The organism is Photorhabdus kleinii, from assembly GCF_025384885.1.
Taxonomy (GTDB): domain Bacteria; phylum Pseudomonadota; class Gammaproteobacteria; order Enterobacterales; family Enterobacteriaceae; genus Photorhabdus; species Photorhabdus kayaii.
Map to the genome: position 1 here is coordinate 42,343 of NZ_JAJAFY010000026.1, position 20,161 is coordinate 62,503.

Below are 20,161 nucleotides of genomic sequence, written 5' to 3' on the forward strand. Positions count from 1 at the left end.
TTATATATAAGGTCACTAAAATGGAAAAAAAACATAATCTGTCTACTTCGCAATCCAATACAGAAAATACCAATCCTGAATCAAAAGGACCTTCATCAGATGAATTAAAGAATCGTTTTAAAGCGGGAAGTATTCCCCTACAAACTGATTATTCAGACCTGATTGATATTGCTGATATCGGTCGCCGGGCAGTGGGTAAAGCACCAGATCAGACAGATAATCCAAATTCAGGACTGGAACTGGATAATAATCATGGACTATCGGTGAAAACTAACCCTGCCGGCGGTATTTCTGTTGATTCGAGCGGCATAGCTGTTAAATGTTGGCCGAGCGGTGGTATAACAGTCACTGACGGTTCTGGTCTTTATTTAAAATTAGCAGGGGGTAATTCCGGTAATGGTTGGAATGGTGTCAGTGGATTGAGCCTGGGGTCAGACGGTGTAAAAATTAAGGCGAATAATGGCATTAATGTTGATAGTAGTGGCGTCTCTGTAAAAGCTAAGGCTAATGGCGCTATTGCCGTTGATAACGAGGGTGTAGATGTTAAATGTTGGGATAACGGTGGTATTCAAGTCACTGACAATACGGGTATTTATTTAAAACTAGAAGGAGGTGATACACATGGATCAAGTGGCACCAGTGGTTTGAGTTTAAGTAAAAACGGTGTAAAAGTTAAAGCGAGTAATGGTATTAATGTTGATGGGAATGGGGTTTCTGTAAAAGCCAAAGACAACACAATTAACGTTGATCCTACAGGGATATCCGTAAGACTTGGTTGGGGAATAAAAATAGGTGATGGATTAGATGTTAAGGCCGGCAATGGTATTACCGCTGATTGGAATGGTGTCTCTGTAAAATCCAAAGATAACACAATTAGCGTTGATCCTACGGGAATATCTGTGAATCTTGGTTGGGGGGTAAAAGTTGGGGGAGGATTGGATGTTAAGGCCAGTAATGGTATTAACGTTGATAGTAATGGCGTCTCTGTAAAAGCTAAGGCTGGTAGTGGTATTAAAGTAGACAGTGATGGCGTAAGCATTGATATACAATCAATTGTATCAGCACTCTCAGACCTAATTATCCCACCAGGAACAATTGTGCCATTTTATAGTGATGGTGGTTTACCTAATGGATGGGTATGGTGTGATGGGAATAATGGAACACCTGATCTAAACAATACATCATCTAATCTCAACTTAGTTTCAGGTTGGAACCAAATAAGTGAAAGTTTTACATATTTAAGTACCGGAGATCATCCAAGAATACATGCAGCTCATGCTAGATTCATAATGAAAAAATAGACTCGTTAATCAGTATAATATACTCCATATATAAAACCTTTTATATTAACTACATTTATCAATTAAACATGAGATACTAATATGCCTTGGGAGCCAAATCTGTTCAACCGGATTATCATTACTATTGAGGCTAATAATCAACAGGTGGCTAAAAAAGTATTACATGGCTCCCTGCTTAATCAAGCTGATATCAATAAGTTATTTAACGCATTCTTTACTCAACATCCCATTAATCAGGATATCTATTTAGAAACATTAACTCTGGATCTTGGTGAAATAAATCTACATAATTTCAATTCACTATTCCCTGTAAAGCTTAATACTGCGCTAAATAAAGCATTAAGCCAATATCAAATTAATCATCAGGAGAAAAAAACATCCTTAACAGAATCAAAATTGCAAAAAACAACCAACAAACCTTCTTTATTATATGTCAACAATTCAATTAATGTTGAAGATTTCATTCATTATTTAAATCAAAAGAATTCCGCATTGAGTTCAATAGAGATTAAAACTCATCATCAAAATATTGACATCAATATCCGGCAATTAGTTAATCAATTAGCGGGAATAGAAGATAAATTAACTTTATTTTTAGCAAAAAGCTGTTTATCTGAACCAAGTCTACAACGGTTATTAATGCTCAAACAACCCACTTTATTAAGCTCTATTAACCACAGACTATCCGAAAGGATAAACAGATCACAATACTTTGGGGAGCCTGTCTCCCCCGGACAATTGATACTCAATGCGTTGCAATATATACAGCTAAATCATACACAGGAGATACCTAAACTGGATGTGAAAGTGCTATCACATCTCACCACTGAATTAGATAGCGGTATACTTAATGCAGCATCTACTATTCCGTTATTTCGCCAAATTATCACTCGCAATATTCCATTGAATAATTGGTTAAAACAGTTATGGCAAACTATTACTGTTGCAACATTCAGTAAAAAACACCTATCGGCTAAAGAATATCAATATTTATCCGAGCGTTTCATTTCAAATCATATGAATAAAGATATACTCAGTGAAAAATTAATTGTCACTAATCATGACAAATTTAACATTCAGGAAAATAAATATTTACCTGAGTATTATTTTTCAGATCATACGGATAAAGATATACTCGATAAAAAATTAATTGCTACTCATCATGACAGCATCAATATTCAGGAAGAGCAGTATTTACCTGAACATTTTATTTCAGACCATGCAGATAAAGATAAATCCAGCAAGAAATTATCCATAACTCATGTTGATATTAAAAATGTTCATAGATATAAATATGCAACAAACCAGAAGGTAATATCCAAAAACCATAAAATATTATCAACATCGAATAACTCACATATTACAGGAAATAATTCTAACCAATTACATAATATCAATAAAACACATTCTGAATACGCTTTATTGCCTAAACAAACTCTTCTATATCAGATAAATAATGCTGGAATATTAGTTTTATGGCCGATGCTGCCTGCATTATTTAATCAATTTTTCCTACTTGATGATAAAATATTTATTCATCGTCAAGCACAATTTAGCGCGGTTAATTTCCTTAACTATCTGATTTGGGGAAACGAAGAAATACAGACAGAATTAAATATATTGAATAACGTTCTGTGCGGATTAATGGTTAACAAACCTATTGGATTAGCGCCTGTTGAACCAGAAAAACAATTGATTATAGATCAATGGCTAGACGCCGTTATCAGCCAACTTCCCGGCTGGAAAAAATTAACCCGTAATGACGCTCGCCAACTGTTTTTACAACGACCAGGTGAATTGTTGATAAATGAACAGGAAATCAAAATCACGCCAGAGCATCAGCCGTTTGATGTGCTATTAGCCGATTGGCCTTGGCCATTAAATATCGCCAAGCTTCCTTGGTTAGCTCATCCTTTAAAGATTGACTGGAAAAATATTTAGAAGGTTTATATGGACTACCTACTAACAAATAATCCCTGTAACATGGCTGAATTACGCTGGATTTATCCCCATTTGGAACGTATCGATCTGCTATTACAGCAATACTATTATCAAAAGGGAGACCAATACGATTCATTACCGGAAAGTTTTTTACTGACCGAAGAGGAAGTAGAACAGAGTTTAATATCACCGCAAGGTATACCTCATTGGCTGGCAGAAACGAATAATCCTATTCGCCATCCAGAAATCGAGGAAAGCCCTGCCCTTGATGCGTTATCATTATTGGTCGAACGTTTTGAACTGACTGAATTTGAGCGTGATATTCTATTATTAGGCTTATTACCCCATTTCGATAGCCGTTACCATACATTATTTGCCGCTCTGAATGGCAACAGTAAAAAACAGTGGCCCAGCTTCACTTTAGCCATTGAATTATTTAGCCAACGTCAAAGTGATCGGCAATTACTGCAAAACAGCTTGTTACCGCAAACACCATTAATCAATAACCAATTATTACGACTCAATAATCACGAAGAATCTATCTGGTTACAAACGCAATTCTTAACCCATAGTGCTGTCTGGCATTTTTTATTGGGACAACGAACCCTTTTGCCCCCCTTGATAACCTGTGCTAACTGGCGAACACCTGCCTCATATAATGGGTATCCACAAACTCTTTATCATGCATTTGAAAAGATATTATTGAATGAAACCAACGGAATACGTCCATTGGTCATACTCAGAGGAAAAGAAGGCAGCGCCAGAGAATTAGCAGTCAGTAATATTATGGGATCTCATGGTATTCATACCTTAACGCTTGATTTAGCCCACCTGACCGATGAAGAAAATACAACCAGAATATCCGGCCTGCTGGCGGACGCAATACGAGAAACCCGGCTACATAACGCTTGTTTATTAATTCGCAATTTTTCTTTGCTTACAGAGGCAAAGAAAATATTACACCGCGATTTATCTATTTTGCTAAATCAGCCGAAATTACGTGTGGTTTGTCTGGTAGAACCGGGAGATGCATTAGTCTGGATTAAGCATCTGCCAATGGTGCAAATTAATATGCCCGGTGCAACATTGACCGATAAAGAAACCTTAATGAAAACAAGCTTATCGGAGAATATTGCTCAAAAAATTAATATTACTCGGCTTTGTCAGCGCTTCTCTTTTACAACAGAAACATTACCGCTCATTCTTGAAGAAGCTTATCAATATCAAATGATCCGACAACCAGAAGGCCAATTGGAAGAAACCGATCTGCGTCAAGCATTAAGTTTCCGCGCCCAACAGAATTTCGGCAAACTGGCTCAGCGAATTACCCCAAAACGTAGTTTTAACGATTTAGTGGTTTCAGACACATTAACACAACAATTAAAAGAAATTATCGCAGCAATTAATTACCGTGACCAAATTCTGGGTGCCGGATTTCAGGAAAAAATCAGTTACGGCACCGGAATTAGCGCCCTATTTTACGGAGAATCGGGTACCGGAAAAACAATGGCTGCTGAGGTAATTGCCGGTTATCTTGGTGTTGATCTGATTAAAGTTGATCTCTCTACCGTGGTAAATAAATATATCGGTGAAACAGAAAAAAATATCTCCCGTATTTTCGATCTGGCCGAATCGGATTCTGCGGTACTGTTTTTCGATGAAGCCGATGCCCTATTTGGCAAACGCAGCGAGACCAAAGATGCTCAAGACAGACATGCGAATATTGAAGTATCTTACTTATTACAACGACTGGAAAATTATCCGGGATTAGTGATTTTAGCCACCAATAATCGCAGTCATTTAGATAGCGCGTTTAACCGCCGTTTTACCTTTATTACCCGTTTTACTTACCCTGATGAAGCGTTACGTAAAAAAATGTGGCAAGTCATTTGGCCGGAACAACTGACACTATCCAATGAAATTGATTTTGCCCATTTGGCTAAACGGGCTGATTTAACCGGTGCTAATATCAGGAATATTGCTTTATTGTCGTCAATATTAGCAGTAGATGATAACTGTGAACAAATCGAAAATAGACATATAGATCGAGCCGTGATACTTGAATTAAATAAAACTGGCCGATTAGCTTTTTAAATATTCAATAGAATAGGAACAAACATGACAACCATCATTGCTTCTGACAATGCAATTATCGAGATTAATCAAGCATTAAATACTGTTTTATCTCAATATTTAGACATTGCCGGTCAAAAAATTGATATTCGTTTTGATCTACCCGAAATTAATTCCATTCAATCAGAACCGACGGTCAGTATATTTCTTTATGAAATCCATGAAGATCTACAATTACGATCCGCCGAATCAAGACGTTATAACCCGGCAACTAACACATTATTACCGGGATGGGTCAATATCAATTGTAACTATTTAATTACCTACTGGGATGCTAGCAAACCCTCTAGTGACAGCTCCAGCCCGGACAGCCAACCCAATAATCAAGCTGCACAAGTGATGACACGGATTTTAAATGCATTAATCAATAATCGCCAATTAACCGGCATTCCCGGCGCATATACCCGCGTAATCCCACAACAGGAAAATTTAAACAGCTTAGGTAACTTTTGGCAGGCTCTCGGTAATCGCCCTCGCCTCTCTCTATTATATTCCATTACTGTACCGATGAAATTGCAAAATATTGAAGACAGTGTAACCCCAATAATTAAAATATCCGCTTCTGTGAACCAAAAACCCAGTCTGGATAATTCACAAATAAACCAGGCTTTAATAGATAAATTATGCATGGAATTAGGCGGCACACAAGATGTACGTCTTGCCCTTACTAAAGTGAATCTGACAACCGAGCCTGATACAGAAAATAATCAAAATCAAGAAGATGAAAGCGTTATTGTTGAAGTTTCCGGTATGACTAGTGCAACATATTTACCACAAATAAAAGATACACTTGAAAAATGGAAAAACAGCCAAGCGGCTATTGTTAAGATAAATGGTGTTGGTGTTGTTATTTCTAAAGAAAACTCTGATAGATTAACTGGAATTTAAAATTATTTTTATATTAAAATAACAAACAATCACTCACCTAATAAATAATTACTTATTAAAACTAATTATTTTTAATATATTTATTTCAGCTTTCCATGTTATAAATATGCTATTCATTCCTCGAATTCACTCTATAGATAAAATGGTAAAATAATGCAAAACGAATATAGTGAAAATACAGTAACAGACTTGCACCTGGAAGTGGGTTTTCACACCAAACCATCTAAACTGAGGGGGAGATTATCCCCCCAAGACGATAACGAAAATTCTACAGAATTAATAGATGATATTATAAAACTCCATAATGATCCCAAGGGAAACAAATTACTTTGGTATGATAATTGGGAGGATAAAATCATCGATAGAAATTCTGATGCTATACTTAAAGCAATTGATGAAAATGTTTCTCAATTCGGAGGACTTGAAGCTTATAAAGATATTGTTGGAGAAAACCCTTATGATCCCATTGAACCGGTTTGTGGCTTGTCTGCACAAAATATATTTAAATTAATGACCGAAGCAGAACAGGCGGTTAATCCTGTAGAACAATTTAAAAAAGAAAAAATAAACGGCAATGAGTTTTCCGAAAAACTTGATCAATTCAACGATTCGAGGAGCTATGTTGCATTAGTTAATGATCACCGATTTGGACATATGTTTCTGATTGATATTACATCAACCAGCCAAGGAATTGTAGGATATATTTATCAGTCAGATTTAGGCAATGGAATATTACCTGCACTTAAAATAGTAGACTGGTTAAGTTCCAGAGGAAAAGAGCCAATTAATGCTCATAAGCTAAAAAAACTATTAAGTAATGAATTCAATATATTATCTGAAAGTGAGCAAAAGGAACTCATTGCAGAATTACTTGAAATAAATAAAAACATATCCAACGTAAAGTTAGATAGATTTAAAAGAGATCAAGAAGTTAATATTTATTTAAGAGAATATGATAAAAACAATTTCTTTGAAAATATTGAAAACTTAAAAGCTAAACTTGGGATTTGACTTCCATTAATATATTAAGGAGCGATTATGCCTACATATAAAAACCAAGAAAAAACCAGTAAAACTAACAAGAATAAATGGCAAAAAAATGATTCAGATGAGGACAGCCAACTACCCAATGAATCCCTGACTCTCCAGCAAGATAAAAAAGGCCATACAGACAGGCAAATAAAAGGATTAAAACAATTTCTTGCGGATAGAAAAATTAACAAAGGGCATATTTCCCCGCTGGAGAATAAAGGGTTATTAGTAGGTAGCGGTAATACACCTATCAACGTAAAAGTTACCGCTCATCGTTATGACAGCAACCAAGAGCTTGCACATGCGGTATCCTTAAGAAATGAGGAAAACTCTTTTCATGATGTGATTACAGGATTCCATGGGGACCAAGTGACATCTTCAGAATCGGGCTCAGGAACAATAGGAATACATTGGGGAAAAAACACGTTGGATCCCAATATTACCGGTATTAATGTAGCTAATGGCGCATCGGGAACCGTAGGAATAAGAATTGATTTAAAAGATATTCAGCCCGGATATCCGGTCATTGTCACATCCGGCGCGCTGAGCGGTTGTACCATGATATATGCCGTGAAGGGTAACTATTTCTTTGCCTATCATACAGGGCAGAAACCCGGTGATGATGAATGGAAAACAGGTCGGCAAGGCGTTACCACTACCCATCAAAGCCATAAAGCCCTTTTGCCGAACAGCGAACCCATTACGGTTAGCGAACATAACAACGATTTAATCAATGTTTTTGCAACATATGATCAGAGTGTTATTACCTATATGGGAAAAAAGGGAGTTGAAATTAACAATCCAGCAGAAACAGAAAATGTCAGCGTTTTTAACTATGACGAAAGCAAGCCTACAGAACCCTATCTTGGCAGGGTTGGCTACAGCTATGCGCTACTGGCTAACGATAAAGGAAAAGTAAACGTCAAGGTATTGTCGGAAGATGCTATTGTTCCATCAAACAAGAAAGGCAATGCCATTAAAGTTATCAATTCACTCAAAAAACGGTTGTTATAACCATCAGAGGTTATTATTATCTCATCTAATTTCCACCAATTGATAATTTTATATAAACAAACTTTTACCTAATATATTAAGGAGAAATTATGCCTACATATAAAAACCAAGAAAAAACTGATAAATCTTGGCTAAAAGGTAATTCACAGCGACTTTTAGCTTATAATCAACTGCCTAAAGATTATTATGTAAATCTACCATCTTCAATATATTTCTTATATCAACCTAACAGGTGATAATATGGAACACGAATATAGCGAAAAAGCACAGCAAAAACAAAAAAGACGCCAATTACAGTCAAATAACGCAACTCATCATGATAGCAATCCATTGGAATTAGAACTGGAGAAAAACTCTAACTCCGTCACACCTGCCGATCATCATAAAAAATGGTTTACTTATGAAGGTGATAAAGAGGTGGAACTGACTACAGAAAGAATGAAAGAAATATTCTCAAATAAACAGCCTAAAATTATTATTGCTGGTGATGGTCATAATAAACCACCCTTTCAATACGCAAAAAATATACCTGATGTTAATAGCAGTTTTGATGCTGGTACACTTCAACTTTATATTGAGGCAACAGATGAACAGATAAACAAAAATAGATCGGAGTATACACCAAAAGAATTTATGGCAAAACCAAGCTGGTTTATGAATAAAAATAGGCAAGCTGGAATTGTTGGATGGGAGGATTCAGAGCTATCCAATGCCATGAAAGAGATGTTTGAGCTATCGGCAAAATCAATAAGTGAACCAGAGAAATTAACAGAAAAAGATATTTCCTCCTTTTATGAATTACATACGACTGCTATTCAGCATTTTTTACCCAATTTTAAGCAATTAAGTAATGAATTTCTTGAAATTATGGCGAAAGCTGGAAGTAACAAGGAATTAGATAAAATCGCTCTAGAAATGATGCGTTTCACTTCGGGTAGATGGCGTGATGAATATGTCAATCCAACGTTAGCAGAAAAAATTGCAAAACATGCCGCTGAAAATGAAAATCATACATTTGTTGTCTCCATAGGGGATGCTCACCTCAGTATTAATCCTATGCAGGAACATTTAAATAAAATGAGGAAAAAATTTAACTTTAAACACCAGATTATATTTACCCGAGATAAGGCCCCCACACTTCCTATCATCTAAAAGGCGGAAAAATAAATGGGTAGATATATAATCACCACTTTTATACCCTATAGATTTCAAGATACATCGCGACGGCAAGGGAGTGAATCCCCTTTAACAGCGTTTCCGGGCTAGATATTTCTCGGCAAACGCAGTGAAACCAAAGACGCCCAAGACAGACATGCCAATATTGAAGTTTCTTATTTATTACAACGGCTGGGGAATTATAATGTACAAAAATGATATTTGTAAAGAAATACGCCAATCTTGCGAAAACAAAACTTCAAATGAAACGTTATTAGATGCATTACATCTGGATATTACTGATTCTAGAGCAATAATGTCTGCTTATAAGAAAAAAACACCTAAATTATATGATTTTAGTGCAAAGACACAATTAATTCTCGACTCTTCAAGACAATTTGGTCAGCAAAAATCTGCAACAAAGCAACGTAATTTCTCTGTATCTGGTTTAAAAGATAATGGTGCTCCTGGTGGAAGTTTTATTTATTCAAAAAAATCTTTAGATAATTTCGCTGCCCATGCAGGATATGTACACAATGATGATTATGATGATGAATTTGTCAATCTTAAGGATAATGATAGAAATTTAGCTGAAAGAAAACTATTTCCTGGTATTAAATTAGTTAAACACCATAAAGAATTAATAAAGAAAAATGGACAAGGACAAACGGAAATTCAACCAACAGATGAATCTATAGCTTATATAATCACTGACTCTACATCCTTTATTTCAGGGATAAAGGATATGTATGAGAAAGCAGGAAATCCTTTACATCCAATAATTGAATCCTTAATTAAAAAGCACATGATTAATAATGCAGGTGTATTACCCACGATGGCTGGTATTGCTGGTTTACATGCAGAGGTACAAGCCCTTAACCATTTATTAACTTCAAATGATGAAAGGGAAGGGAAAGCTATTGGAAGTCGAAAAATAGGCGAATATATGCGGGATATGCTGGAATCATCTATTTTTACTCAACGACTGACAACAAGACAAGCTGGAAGTGATTTTGCTGCTTGCCATAATTGCTCCGGAATATTATCAGCGCCAGTCAATGTTGTTACTGGTAAGGTAGAAAGTGCGGGAAGTAATTTTTCATCAACAATATCTGAGAATTATAAGACAAAAGAATCACCAGTATGAGCCTGTAATTTAAATAGATGATTCACTTTCTATATTTTTAAGGAGCGCGTTAATCCGCTTAACGAGCTTCTTATCATTCTGTTGTCAGAAAAGGTAATCTTGCCAGAATTTACCCACAAAATGCTTATTTATTTAATTATCTTTCCTGAAAATTTCCGCCACTTACCTGCTCTAATGATTTAAGTAAATATTTAGCATTAGCTGGTGAATGTAGCAAATAAATAATAAATTCCACTGCCCTCTATTTCTATCTCCATAGATATTCCATTCAAATATTGCAAAAAATAATCTAAAATTATTCTCCAAACCATAATTATTCTATTTATTAATATAAACAACCCACTAAACATTTAACAGTCACTATTATTAATTGATGTTGCGTCTAAAAATTCATCTCCCATAATTATTTCGTTTCACAGTAAATTATTTAAATAACTATTGGATAAATTTTTAAATATAAATAATAACATCTATAAATCATGTTATTGCGGTAGCTATATCCTTGAATCAAAACTAATGAAAACAAAGCAATAAACGTTTTTTATATTTTAAATGTAAATAGTAAATAAAGGAAAAAATCATCAATTTCATTGTTGAACAAAACAACTCAATATCATATACAAGGTGATAAAAATGGAAAAAGAATATAACCTGTCCACTTCAGAATCCAATACAGAGAATACCAATACTCTGGATCGCCATACAGTTGGTAAAACGCCCGGTCGGACTGATAATCCACATTCAGCACGAAAACCAGGTGATGACTATACACAAGCAATAAAAATTAACCCTAACGGCGGCTTAAAAGTAGACAGTAACGGCATCAGTATTGATCCCAATAATGTACTGCCAAAAGGAATGATTATGATGTTCTCCGGTATGGATGCTCCTACAGGCTGGGCTTTTTGTGATGGTAATAATGGAACGCCAGATTTAAGAAGTCGTTTTGTCATGTGCGGGGAAACTATTTCTGAAACCGGGCAAAGCAGTAGTAAAGCTAATGGTAGTGGCACCGAAAAAAACTTTTCCAAAAATACAACATCAACAACAGTCTCTGTAAATGTTACTGTGGGAAATACAATATTAACAGAGTCACAAATACCTAGTCATGAACATATTGGGGGTACGCCTTATTATGCTGTTTGGGGAATGAAATATGGTGTTACCAGTACTCCCAAAACCGCATATCAAATAAATAATGCCGATAGTAGTTCAATATGGCTTAAACCTACAATAGGACCTAATATTTATGCCAACACATCAAACACAGGCGGAGGACAAGGACATAATCACCCGGCAACGGCATCGTCTCTTGCACATGATCATAGTGTTGATATTATTCCACCTTATTATTTATTGGCTTTTATTATGAAACTTTAATTCCATTGCACCAAAAAGATTTAAATTATCTATCACTTTCTAACTACAAAGGATATATAACAATGAATATATCTAGTTATTTCTTCCTGAATGAAGAAAACATTAAATTCAATAATCAATGTTTAAATACATACATTGGTTACCCCCAACCCATCGGTAAAGATTGGCCCAACCTGCCTGCCGGGTTCCAAAGATATATTGACGATGTTATTAATTTAAATGGTTTTTTATATTTTTTTAAAGGTTCACTGTATCTTAAATTCGATATCGCGAAAGCACAGGTCGTTGATGGACCGAATTTCATTATAGATGGGTGGCCTGGATTAAAAGGAACAGAACTGGAAAATGGAATAGATGCAGCCATAGAATTGACTACAAACACTGTCTGTTTCTTTAAAGGTGAACATTGTGTAGATTACACCATCGATTTACACACAATTAAGATCAGCACTATTTCAGAACGGTGGGAAATGACCGGGAAATATGCAGCATTTAGTAGCAATCTGGGTGCTGTTATTTCATGGCCAGATATCGATGGAAATTTTATTTATTTTTTCAAAGGTGATTCTTTTATTCGGTTCGACCCAAATTTGAATGCACTTGATGCCGGGCCAATCATCATCTCCAGCGATAATCAGGGTTGGAGAGGGTTAACCTTCAAAAATATTCAATCGGCAGTATCGGTCGATACTGATTTATTAGGCAGTCACCGAGATAATAATGGAGGCAATAGTAAAGTCTGTAATGGAACATGTGGTACTAATGATACGGGTAAATATTGTTTCAAGTTACCTCAAAGTATTCGATTCGGCCTGATAGCCTACGCTAATACAAATATCCCGCAAACTGTAAAAGTATATATTGACGATCTTCTGGTAGATACATTAACCGGTAAAGGTCAAAATAATCTCATGGCGACTAAAGCCTACACATCAGGTACAGGCAAAATCTGTATTGAGATTGCAGGAGATGGCAAACCATGCAAACTTCGTTATTTCGATAATACATTTGATGGAAATCCGGGAACCGCTATTATCGGTGCTGAAAATGGTACCAATAGTCATTACAATGATAGCGTGGTGTTCTTGAATTGGCCTCTGACATAAACTAAAAATAGTTGCTAGATTAGAATAATTATTGCGCCACCGTTGGCGCATTTTCTTTATTAACGCGTTTATTTATCTGACTGCCTTTCCTGCAAACTCCCACCACTCACCTGCTCTAATGATTTAAGTAAATGTTTTGCATTAGCTGGTGATCGTAATAAATAAGCGGTTTCTTCAAGACTTGCATATTCTGCACTTGAAATAATGACACAATCTCCACCGTTTTGTCTGGTGATCAATATTGGCGCACCATCCTGAACGGCTTGGTCCATAATTGAAGCAAGATTTCCCTTTGCAACGCTATACCCTTCATCTTTCAAGCTGCTGCTTTGTTGGCTGCACTCACTCACCCCGGTCACATAGTTATCTATGCTCCCGGGGATTCGCTCCCTTGCCGCCTCGCTGCAACTCGAAATCTATTAGGTATATATGTTGTCTTCCGCATAATATGTCCTTTTCCCGTATCAATAATACCGAATCTTAATAAGCAGAAAATAATGGTACAATTTTTCAAGCTACATATCTATTGCGCCATCCGTGGCGCACTTTCTTTATTTTCCCAACTTATAATGACCGTAAACCATCCATTTAATTAAGCGATAGCATCTGAAATCAATTGAGTTGCCGGCACATCCTGCCCAAATCCTCGCAGCCCAACCACATGAACATGTTCGTGGTTGTTAAATACTTTACGCACCAGTTTATAGGTGGTCCCTTTTTCAGGGCTGATATTTTCGGGCGCGGCGATAATTAACTGCATTTGTAGGCGTTCGCATAATTCAAACAGAGTGGCAATGGATTTGGCATCCAGACGCGCCGCTTCATCAAGGAATAACAACCGACAAGGGGAAATATCTTTACCACGCAAACGGCGGGATTCCTCTTCCCAACTCTGCACCACCATCACCAAAATCGACATGCCGGTACCGATAGCTTCACCGGTCGATAACGCCCCACTCTCTGCTTTTAACCAGCCATCAGATCCACGGTTAACTTCAACGTCCAGTTCCAAGTAGTTACGGTAATCCAGCAACTCTTCACCTATGGTTTGCGGCAAGCGCTGCCCCATATCTACTTGCGGATTCAGGCGCTGATACAGTTTCGCCATTGCCTCCGAGAAGGTTAATCGCTGGCTGTTAAATAGATCCTGATGCTGTTCCTGCTGTTCAGACAGCACATCCAGCAATATCGCGTAGCTTTCACGCACGTTCACATTCAACCGTACACCACGCACTTGACCAAAGGAGACCGCTTGCAATCCCTGATTTAGCATTCGGATACGGTTCTGCTCACGCTGAATGGTTTTGCGGATAATATTCGCCACGCTTTTTGAACTGATGGCTAACTTTTGCTCGCGAGCGGTCAGTTCTTCTGTCAGACGGGCCAGCTCAATTTCCATCTGTTCAATGGCATCCACCGGATCGTCAGTGCGGATAATATCTTGACGAATACGTTCACGCAGGTGCTGATACACAGCAATAAAGAACTGAATTTTACGTTCAGGGCGTTTTGGATCTTCGGATAAACGCAACGCATCACGTAGATGTTCGTTATCAGCTACTGCCAGACGCAATGCACCCAGTGCTTTATCCGACATGGAACGCAATGCGCCCCCCTCCATATACGCCAGTTCACGGCGATGCAGACGACGCTCAACACCATTATCTTTCACCATGCGCATCACTGAGCACCAACCCGCTTTGGCAGAAACCACCTGCTCACGGATTTGATGGTAATCGCGTTCCAGTTTACGCAGTTTTTTCTGCAAGCTTTCCATTTCCGCTTCGCAAAAGGCAATCTGTTTCTCAAGCTGATTGACTCTGGAACGGTTAGCGCTAAGCGCTTCATGCAGGTGATCACGACGTTCACGAGCACGCGCTTCTGCATTGGCATCTGCCTGAACACCAATATCTTTCATCTCCTGTTGCAACTCTTTCAACATATCCTGTTTGGTTTCGTAAGAGCTTTTTAGCGATGCCAGCACTTGGTTAAATTGGGAATACTGCGCTTGCTGTTGACGCAATTGTTCGCGGGCGCGGCTGCGGTCCGATTCTGCATGTTCCAGACGCTGACGCAGTTTGTCATTCAGATCCGCATTTTCGTTGAGCATACCGGCAGAATCGCTGTAGCTAAAATGCGCACGACGCTGTACCACTTCCACCAGCGTAAAAGCCCGTTGTTTAGCTTGATGCTGGTTCTGTTTGGCGGTTTCATAGTCCTGTTGCAACTGTTGATGCTGCTGTGGATCGCTTTGCAGAACAGCAACCATCGGTTCCAGCTTCACCAGTGCCGAACCATGCCGTTGCAAGAAACGGGCGGCTTCTTGCGCTTCATCCAATTCTTCACGTATTTCTTCTACGCGATCAATTAAGGTTTCATCCAACAATAGCGTGATTTGGGGGAGCAAACGATTTAATGCGGTCAGGCTCTCTTTAGCCTGAGTATATTGCTGGCGCTGTTGTTGAGTCTGCTCTTCAAACCGGGATAGCTCCCGCTCTAACTCTGTACGCTGCTGTTTCAGTTCGCGGATTTCCGCTTCTGGATCAGCATCAAATGCGACAGAGAGGTGTTTACCCACAAACTGACTGAACGACTGATGCGCACGCTGGATTTTCTGCACATCAAAAGAGAGCGTGGCATAACGCTCTGCCAAAGTGTCGCGCTCCAGATTCAAAGCTTCTAAACGGTTTTCTCTGGCAGCACGACCAAACAGCGGCAATTCAGGATAACGAGAATAACGCCACTGACGGTCAGAGGATTTGACCAATACCGCATTTTCCTGCTCTTCGGCATTAAATACGCTGTCATCAAAGGATTGCGGATCTCCTTCAATTAAATAGAGATCTTCCGGGCAATCTTCCAGCGTTTCAAGATGTGGACGTACCAAGGAAAGATCCGGCACTACAATGCCGTGGCGGGCAGGCCCATACAGGGCGGAGAAGTACGGCGCATCATCGATGGTGATATCGTCATAAATTTCTGACAGCAAAACTCCACCGAAACGTTCCGCCAACGCAATCATCCGGCTGTCTTCCGCTCCGCTCGGCTGACTGAGGCGCTCGATCTGTTTTTCCAACTCACGTTTTTGCGCCGCAAATTCATCACGTTCTACCGTGGTTTCACGCTCGCGCTCAAGCAACTGCTGCATATATTCCGTTACGTCATTGCTGCTTGCCAGTGTTTCACCACTCTGTTCACACAGTTGATGCAAGGTATCCTGTGCAGCCAACCAGACCGGCGCACGGGCAGTCAATGACTGAATTTTCTGTTTTAGTTGTTCAAGCGTCTGACGCATCTCCATACGGCGTTCACCGCTTTCATTGACGCTCAGACTCAGCGCATCCTGCCGGGCTTCAAGTTCATTTTGCAGCGCTTCCAGATCTTCGGCTTGATACTGTCGCCCCTGACGCTTACAAAACTCGCTTAATAAATCCTCAGCATCTTGTTGGTTGTTCAAGCGCTGTTCCAGTTCAGCCAATCGCATTCGCAATGGTTGCGCACGATCCGCCAGATGTTGCTGCGCCGGCCAATCACGCAGCAATTCACGGGCGCTCTGCCATGCTTCACTACGGCTGACTTCACCAACCATACTTTTGACTAATTGATACGCCTGTTCAAACTGATTATGGGCCGCATCTGCAACACTTAATTTCTGTTCCAACGCCAACAGGGCTTCTGTCGCCTGCTGCTCTTTAGCCTGAAAAGTTTCTAACCATGTTTCCGCATTATCAGCGGAAAGATCCGGTAGCCGGCAAAGCTCACGGGCGCGTTCCAGCGCTTGTAATGCCTGTTGATACTGAATAGCGCGGGTTTGCTGAACATCCAGTGCTTGCTGGTAATCTGCCAACTGGCTTTTCAGCTCATCGACTTCCTGTTCTGCCGCTTCCGCTCTGGCTTCATATTCAGCCTGAAGTTCCGCTGCTTCTTCAACAACCTCAGTTTGCTCTTCCAGACGGTAAGAGAGTTCTTCCAGATCTCCCTGATAACGGTCAATTTTTTCTTGCTGGCGCATGGCTGTCTGCACCAAATTCAGATGATCACTGGCGGCCTGATGATCAGCTTCTAAATCAACAGAAGCTCCACTCTGCTCCGCCAGTTCCCGCGCCATTTCGACATGGCGATACTGTTCGGTTGCCAGTTGCCTATGGCTACCAAATAGCTCTCCACGCAATGCCAGTGCCTGATCCAAATGAGTGCGACGCTCATTAGCATGGCGCATATAATCAGCGGAAACGTAAGCAGTCGCTTCGGTGATCAAATGTTTAAACAGATCGCGATCGGATTGAGTTACCCGGATAGCTTCCAACGTTATACGGTTTTCACGCAGCGCCGCTTCCATATCCTGAAATGCCTTCCGAACACCGCTGTTTTCCGGCAATAAATAATCACGCAAGGAACGGGTAATGGCGCTGGAAATACCACCATACAGGGAAGCTTCGATCAGACGATAGAATTTACTGCGATCACTTGCTGAACGCAGGCGTTTGGGGATCACACCCAAATCAAACATCAGCGCATGGTAATCGGTGATGGAGTTAAATTGTTTGAACTGCACGCCTTCCATTTCATCAAGGCGATCTTTCAGTTCATTCAGTGGCAATACTCGCGCCTGTCTTTCACCCACATTTTCAGTCAATAACTGCGTAGGTTGAATAGCGGTTGGCAACCCTTGAATCATAAAAGGTTTGATATCGACCTTACGGTCACGCCCCGCTACCTGTTGCAGCCTCACCCCAACGATGACCCGCTGATGCCGAGAGTTAATGACATCCAGCGTTGAGTAACAGACCCCCGCACGCAACTTGCCGTGCAAACCTTTATCACGAGAACCGGAAGTTGCACCAGCTTCGGTGGTGTTACGGAAATGCAACAAGGTTAAATCAGGGATTAGCGCGGTGACAAAAGCCGCCATCGTGGTGGATTTACCCGCCCCATTACCGCCTGATAAGGTGGTCACTAATTCATCAAGATCAAATGTTCTGGCAAAAAAACCATTCCAGTTAACCAGCGTCAGTGAACGAAATTTACCGCGTTCAATCATGGTTGTTCATCTCCCGCACCTTCTGCTGAGTTATCCGGTGTTTCATCATTTTCACTGTCATCAAGCGACAAGCCGCCTTCAACCGGCATTGCTTCACCATCACGGATCATCCTCAGTTGGACTTCACGAGGATCGTCGCCACTGCGTACATCAGCACCAAAACGGAATACCGCCTCAGTAATGGTAAATTTGTTGTTGTCATTCGGCAGGAAATAGACCATGCCCAAACGGCGCAGACGGTTCAGTGCCGTACGCACTTTTTCCTGCAATTTCTGTTTATCCAAATCGGAACCGGAGGAGCGCTGGTTGACAAACTTCATCAACTTGCCCTCATCGGCCAGTGAGATCAGCTCTTCGTACAGCTCCTGAGCAGTAAAAATCCCCTGATTAGCCAGACGTTCCGGGCTGAGATAGAGATAACAAAGAATTTTTCCTACCATCATATCCAGCTCTGATAATACCGAGCGCGGGATCAATGTGGTTGAACGGGGCCGCAGATAGAAGAAACCTTCCGGCGCACGGATCAACTCCACATTATAGCGGGCGTAAAATTCCTCCAATTGCTCCTGAAAATCCATCAGATAAGCATGGTTATCAAGATCATCTATCCCGATATGACGACCCGCGCGAAGTTGGCTATCCAGTTCTGGGAAAAGTGAATTGGCTAACGCCTGTGCCAGTTTAACTGGCATAAATTGTTCAATATGTGTCGATGACATGTGCCTGTACCTTGGCTCCGTAATCATTAATCGTTAACCATTCCGCTGGCAACCCAGAGAAATCCGCTTCTGCCACACCCAATCGTACAGCCTGATCCACCAGAATACGCGCCACATCAAAGTGACGAGAAAGCGGATGCTGAGTAAGGTAGTCCCTTAATACGGCGCCCAAATCCAACGGGCGTTGTTCCTGCCGATATATCAACAGCGCTTTTTCAATCATTTCCGCCAGTTGTTCGTTTATTTCACTGAATTCTTCATATTCCAGCGCTAATGGCAGTTCACCCGTTACTTCTTCATTACGTAACGCCAATTCTTCATCCCGCATATCTAACAACCGTTCGGCGTTAGCAATGGTGAGGGTCCACGGATTATCAAAATAGTGTTGAACTGACTGACGTAAACGCTGAGAGAAAATACGATTTTTATCCATGTCGATCGCAGTACGGATAAATTTGTGAACGTGACGATCATAGCCGATCCATAAATCAATCGCCTGTTGACCCCAACTGATAATACGGTCCAGTTTGCTTTGCAGATCAAACACCAGTTTATCAACCAGTTCTGATCCGCCACTGTCCATATTGGCTTCCTGAATACGCAACAAATTAGCCTGTAATTTATCTCCAGCCGCTTCCAGTGTGTCCTGGAGTTCCCGCAACGTACCCGATGTTTCGGATAACAGTTGCTCACAGTTGGCAATGGCTGCCTGCCAATCTTGATTCAGCAACGCCGCAATATCTTCTTTAACCGAGTTTTGCTGCTCGTCCATTACGCGCTGAGACATGTCGATGCTGTCGAAGATTTCCGCCACAGAATATTTCAGCGGCGCAAAAACATTACGGTGCCAATGAAATTCATCCCCCCTTTCTTCTGCCGCTTCTGCTGCCCGGTGTAACTCACTCGCCACCACCGAAAGTTGCATCGAAAGACGTAAGGTAGAAAATTCCCGCTGACGAATGTAGTAGTCACTGATACTTATTCCAAGCGGGGTTAAGCGATAGATTGCATGGTTATCGGCCAATTCACTGGTGAAACGGTTAAGAAGTTTCTGACGCACCATGTCATTGATAGCATTGTTGGCCCGCACAGCGACAGATTCTGTGGTCTGCTCAAATCCTTTGCAAACTTCACGAAAAGCATCAACCAGCTCCCCTTCGCTCATCTCGCCATCAAGACGCTCGCTGTTCAACACCGCAATTGCCATCAGAAAAGCCAGTCTTTCTACAGGCAAGGAGATGGAAAAATCATTTTTCCTGGCCCAAGACACCAGTTCCGGGACAGTCTGGGAATATTCACTCATA

Annotated in this window: 14 protein-coding genes; 10 read left to right on the top strand and 4 right to left on the bottom strand. The window is 40.1% G+C overall.

Features of this window, described 5'->3' with window-relative positions:
- Positions 1-20: 20 nt before the first annotated feature.
- The 10 genes from LG003_RS13465 (at position 21) to LG003_RS13510 (ending at position 13,097) form a co-directional block, all read left to right on the top strand.
- Positions 21-1,301 carry a tail fiber protein gene (locus LG003_RS13465; RefSeq protein WP_112876603.1) on the top strand — a complete coding sequence of 427 codons (1,281 nt, stop codon included), beginning with the start codon at positions 21-23 and terminating at the stop codon, positions 1,299-1,301.
- Positions 1,302-1,382: 81 nt separating this feature from the next.
- Positions 1,383-3,242, top strand: a complete 1,860-nt coding sequence (locus LG003_RS13470; RefSeq protein ID WP_262980956.1) for a contractile injection system tape measure protein — start codon at positions 1,383-1,385, stop codon at positions 3,240-3,242.
- A 9-nt stretch (positions 3,243-3,251) separates the two neighbouring features.
- Positions 3,252-5,336, top strand: a complete 2,085-nt coding sequence (locus LG003_RS13475) for an ATP-binding protein (RefSeq protein WP_262980957.1) — start codon at positions 3,252-3,254, stop codon at positions 5,334-5,336.
- Between the two features lie 24 nt (positions 5,337-5,360).
- Entirely contained in the window at positions 5,361-6,263 is a 903-nt protein-coding gene (locus LG003_RS13480; protein ID WP_262980958.1) for a DUF4255 domain-containing protein, read from the top strand.
- Between the two features lie 153 nt (positions 6,264-6,416).
- Positions 6,417-7,274 (top strand): cycle-inhibiting factor, encoded by an 858-nt coding sequence (locus tag LG003_RS13485; RefSeq protein WP_262980959.1) that lies wholly within the window; start codon positions 6,417-6,419, stop codon positions 7,272-7,274.
- A 27-nt stretch (positions 7,275-7,301) separates the two neighbouring features.
- Positions 7,302-8,309, top strand: coding sequence for a cytotoxic necrotizing factor Rho-activating domain-containing protein (locus LG003_RS13490; protein ID WP_262980960.1), 1,008 nt, complete (start codon positions 7,302-7,304; stop codon positions 8,307-8,309).
- A 240-nt stretch (positions 8,310-8,549) separates the two neighbouring features.
- The gene (locus LG003_RS13495; RefSeq protein WP_152962861.1) at positions 8,550-9,461 is read left to right on the top strand and encodes a hypothetical protein; all 912 of its coding nucleotides are present in this window, start codon (positions 8,550-8,552) and stop codon (positions 9,459-9,461) included.
- A gap of 208 nt (positions 9,462-9,669) precedes the next feature.
- Positions 9,670-10,611 (top strand): YwqJ-related putative deaminase, encoded by a 942-nt coding sequence (locus tag LG003_RS13500; protein ID WP_262980961.1) that lies wholly within the window; start codon positions 9,670-9,672, stop codon positions 10,609-10,611.
- Between the two features lie 633 nt (positions 10,612-11,244).
- Positions 11,245-11,991 carry a phage tail protein gene (locus tag LG003_RS13505; protein WP_262980962.1) on the top strand — a complete coding sequence of 249 codons (747 nt, stop codon included), beginning with the start codon at positions 11,245-11,247 and terminating at the stop codon, positions 11,989-11,991.
- 62 nt (positions 11,992-12,053) lie between these two features.
- Positions 12,054-13,097 (top strand): fucose-binding lectin II, encoded by a 1,044-nt coding sequence (locus tag LG003_RS13510; RefSeq protein WP_262980970.1) that lies wholly within the window; start codon positions 12,054-12,056, stop codon positions 13,095-13,097.
- 68 nt (positions 13,098-13,165) lie between these two features.
- Here the strand turns inward: LG003_RS13510 and LG003_RS13515 are convergent, their stop codons facing one another.
- From LG003_RS13515 to mukF, 4 genes are all read right to left on the bottom strand, one after another.
- The gene (locus tag LG003_RS13515; protein ID WP_262980963.1) at positions 13,166-13,417 is read right to left on the bottom strand and encodes a type II toxin-antitoxin system prevent-host-death family antitoxin; all 252 of its coding nucleotides are present in this window, start codon (positions 13,415-13,417) and stop codon (positions 13,166-13,168) included.
- Positions 13,418-13,689: 272 nt separating this feature from the next.
- On the bottom strand, positions 13,690-18,138 hold the full coding sequence (gene mukB / locus LG003_RS13520) for a chromosome partition protein MukB (RefSeq protein WP_262980964.1): 4,449 nt from the start codon (positions 18,136-18,138) through the stop codon (positions 13,690-13,692).
- Positions 18,135-18,857, bottom strand: coding sequence for a chromosome partition protein MukE (mukE, locus tag LG003_RS13525; protein WP_112876615.1), 723 nt, complete (start codon positions 18,855-18,857; stop codon positions 18,135-18,137). Before mukE ends, mukB begins: the two co-directional genes overlap by 4 nt.
- On the bottom strand, positions 18,838-20,160 hold the full coding sequence (gene mukF, locus LG003_RS13530; RefSeq protein ID WP_112876616.1) for a chromosome partition protein MukF: 1,323 nt from the start codon (positions 20,158-20,160) through the stop codon (positions 18,838-18,840). Before mukF ends, mukE begins: the two co-directional genes overlap by 20 nt.
- Position 20,161: the final 1 nt, after the last annotated feature.

Bases quoted from the DNA above. Each gene is read 5' to 3' on its own strand.
- LG003_RS13490 (WP_262980960.1), top strand. From the start codon at position 7,302: ATGCCTACATATAAAAACCAAGAAAAAACCAGTAAAACTAACAAGAAT.
- LG003_RS13495 (WP_152962861.1), top strand. From the start codon at position 8,550: ATGGAACACGAATATAGCGAAAAAGCACAGCAAAAACAAAAAAGACGC.
- mukB (WP_262980964.1), bottom strand. From the start codon at position 18,138: ATGATTGAACGCGGTAAATTTCGTTCACTGACGCTGGTTAACTGGAAT.
- LG003_RS13465 (WP_112876603.1), top strand. From the start codon at position 21: ATGGAAAAAAAACATAATCTGTCTACTTCGCAATCCAATACAGAAAAT.
- LG003_RS13485 (WP_262980959.1), top strand. From the start codon at position 6,417: ATGCAAAACGAATATAGTGAAAATACAGTAACAGACTTGCACCTGGAA.
- LG003_RS13480 (WP_262980958.1), top strand. From the start codon at position 5,361: ATGACAACCATCATTGCTTCTGACAATGCAATTATCGAGATTAATCAA.
- LG003_RS13500 (WP_262980961.1), top strand. From the start codon at position 9,670: ATGTACAAAAATGATATTTGTAAAGAAATACGCCAATCTTGCGAAAAC.
- LG003_RS13510 (WP_262980970.1), top strand. From the start codon at position 12,054: ATGAATATATCTAGTTATTTCTTCCTGAATGAAGAAAACATTAAATTC.
- LG003_RS13475 (WP_262980957.1), top strand. From the start codon at position 3,252: ATGGACTACCTACTAACAAATAATCCCTGTAACATGGCTGAATTACGC.
- mukF (WP_112876616.1), bottom strand. From the start codon at position 20,160: ATGAGTGAATATTCCCAGACTGTCCCGGAACTGGTGTCTTGGGCCAGG.
- mukE (WP_112876615.1), bottom strand. From the start codon at position 18,857: ATGTCATCGACACATATTGAACAATTTATGCCAGTTAAACTGGCACAG.
- LG003_RS13470 (WP_262980956.1), top strand. From the start codon at position 1,383: ATGCCTTGGGAGCCAAATCTGTTCAACCGGATTATCATTACTATTGAG.
- LG003_RS13505 (WP_262980962.1), top strand. From the start codon at position 11,245: ATGGAAAAAGAATATAACCTGTCCACTTCAGAATCCAATACAGAGAAT.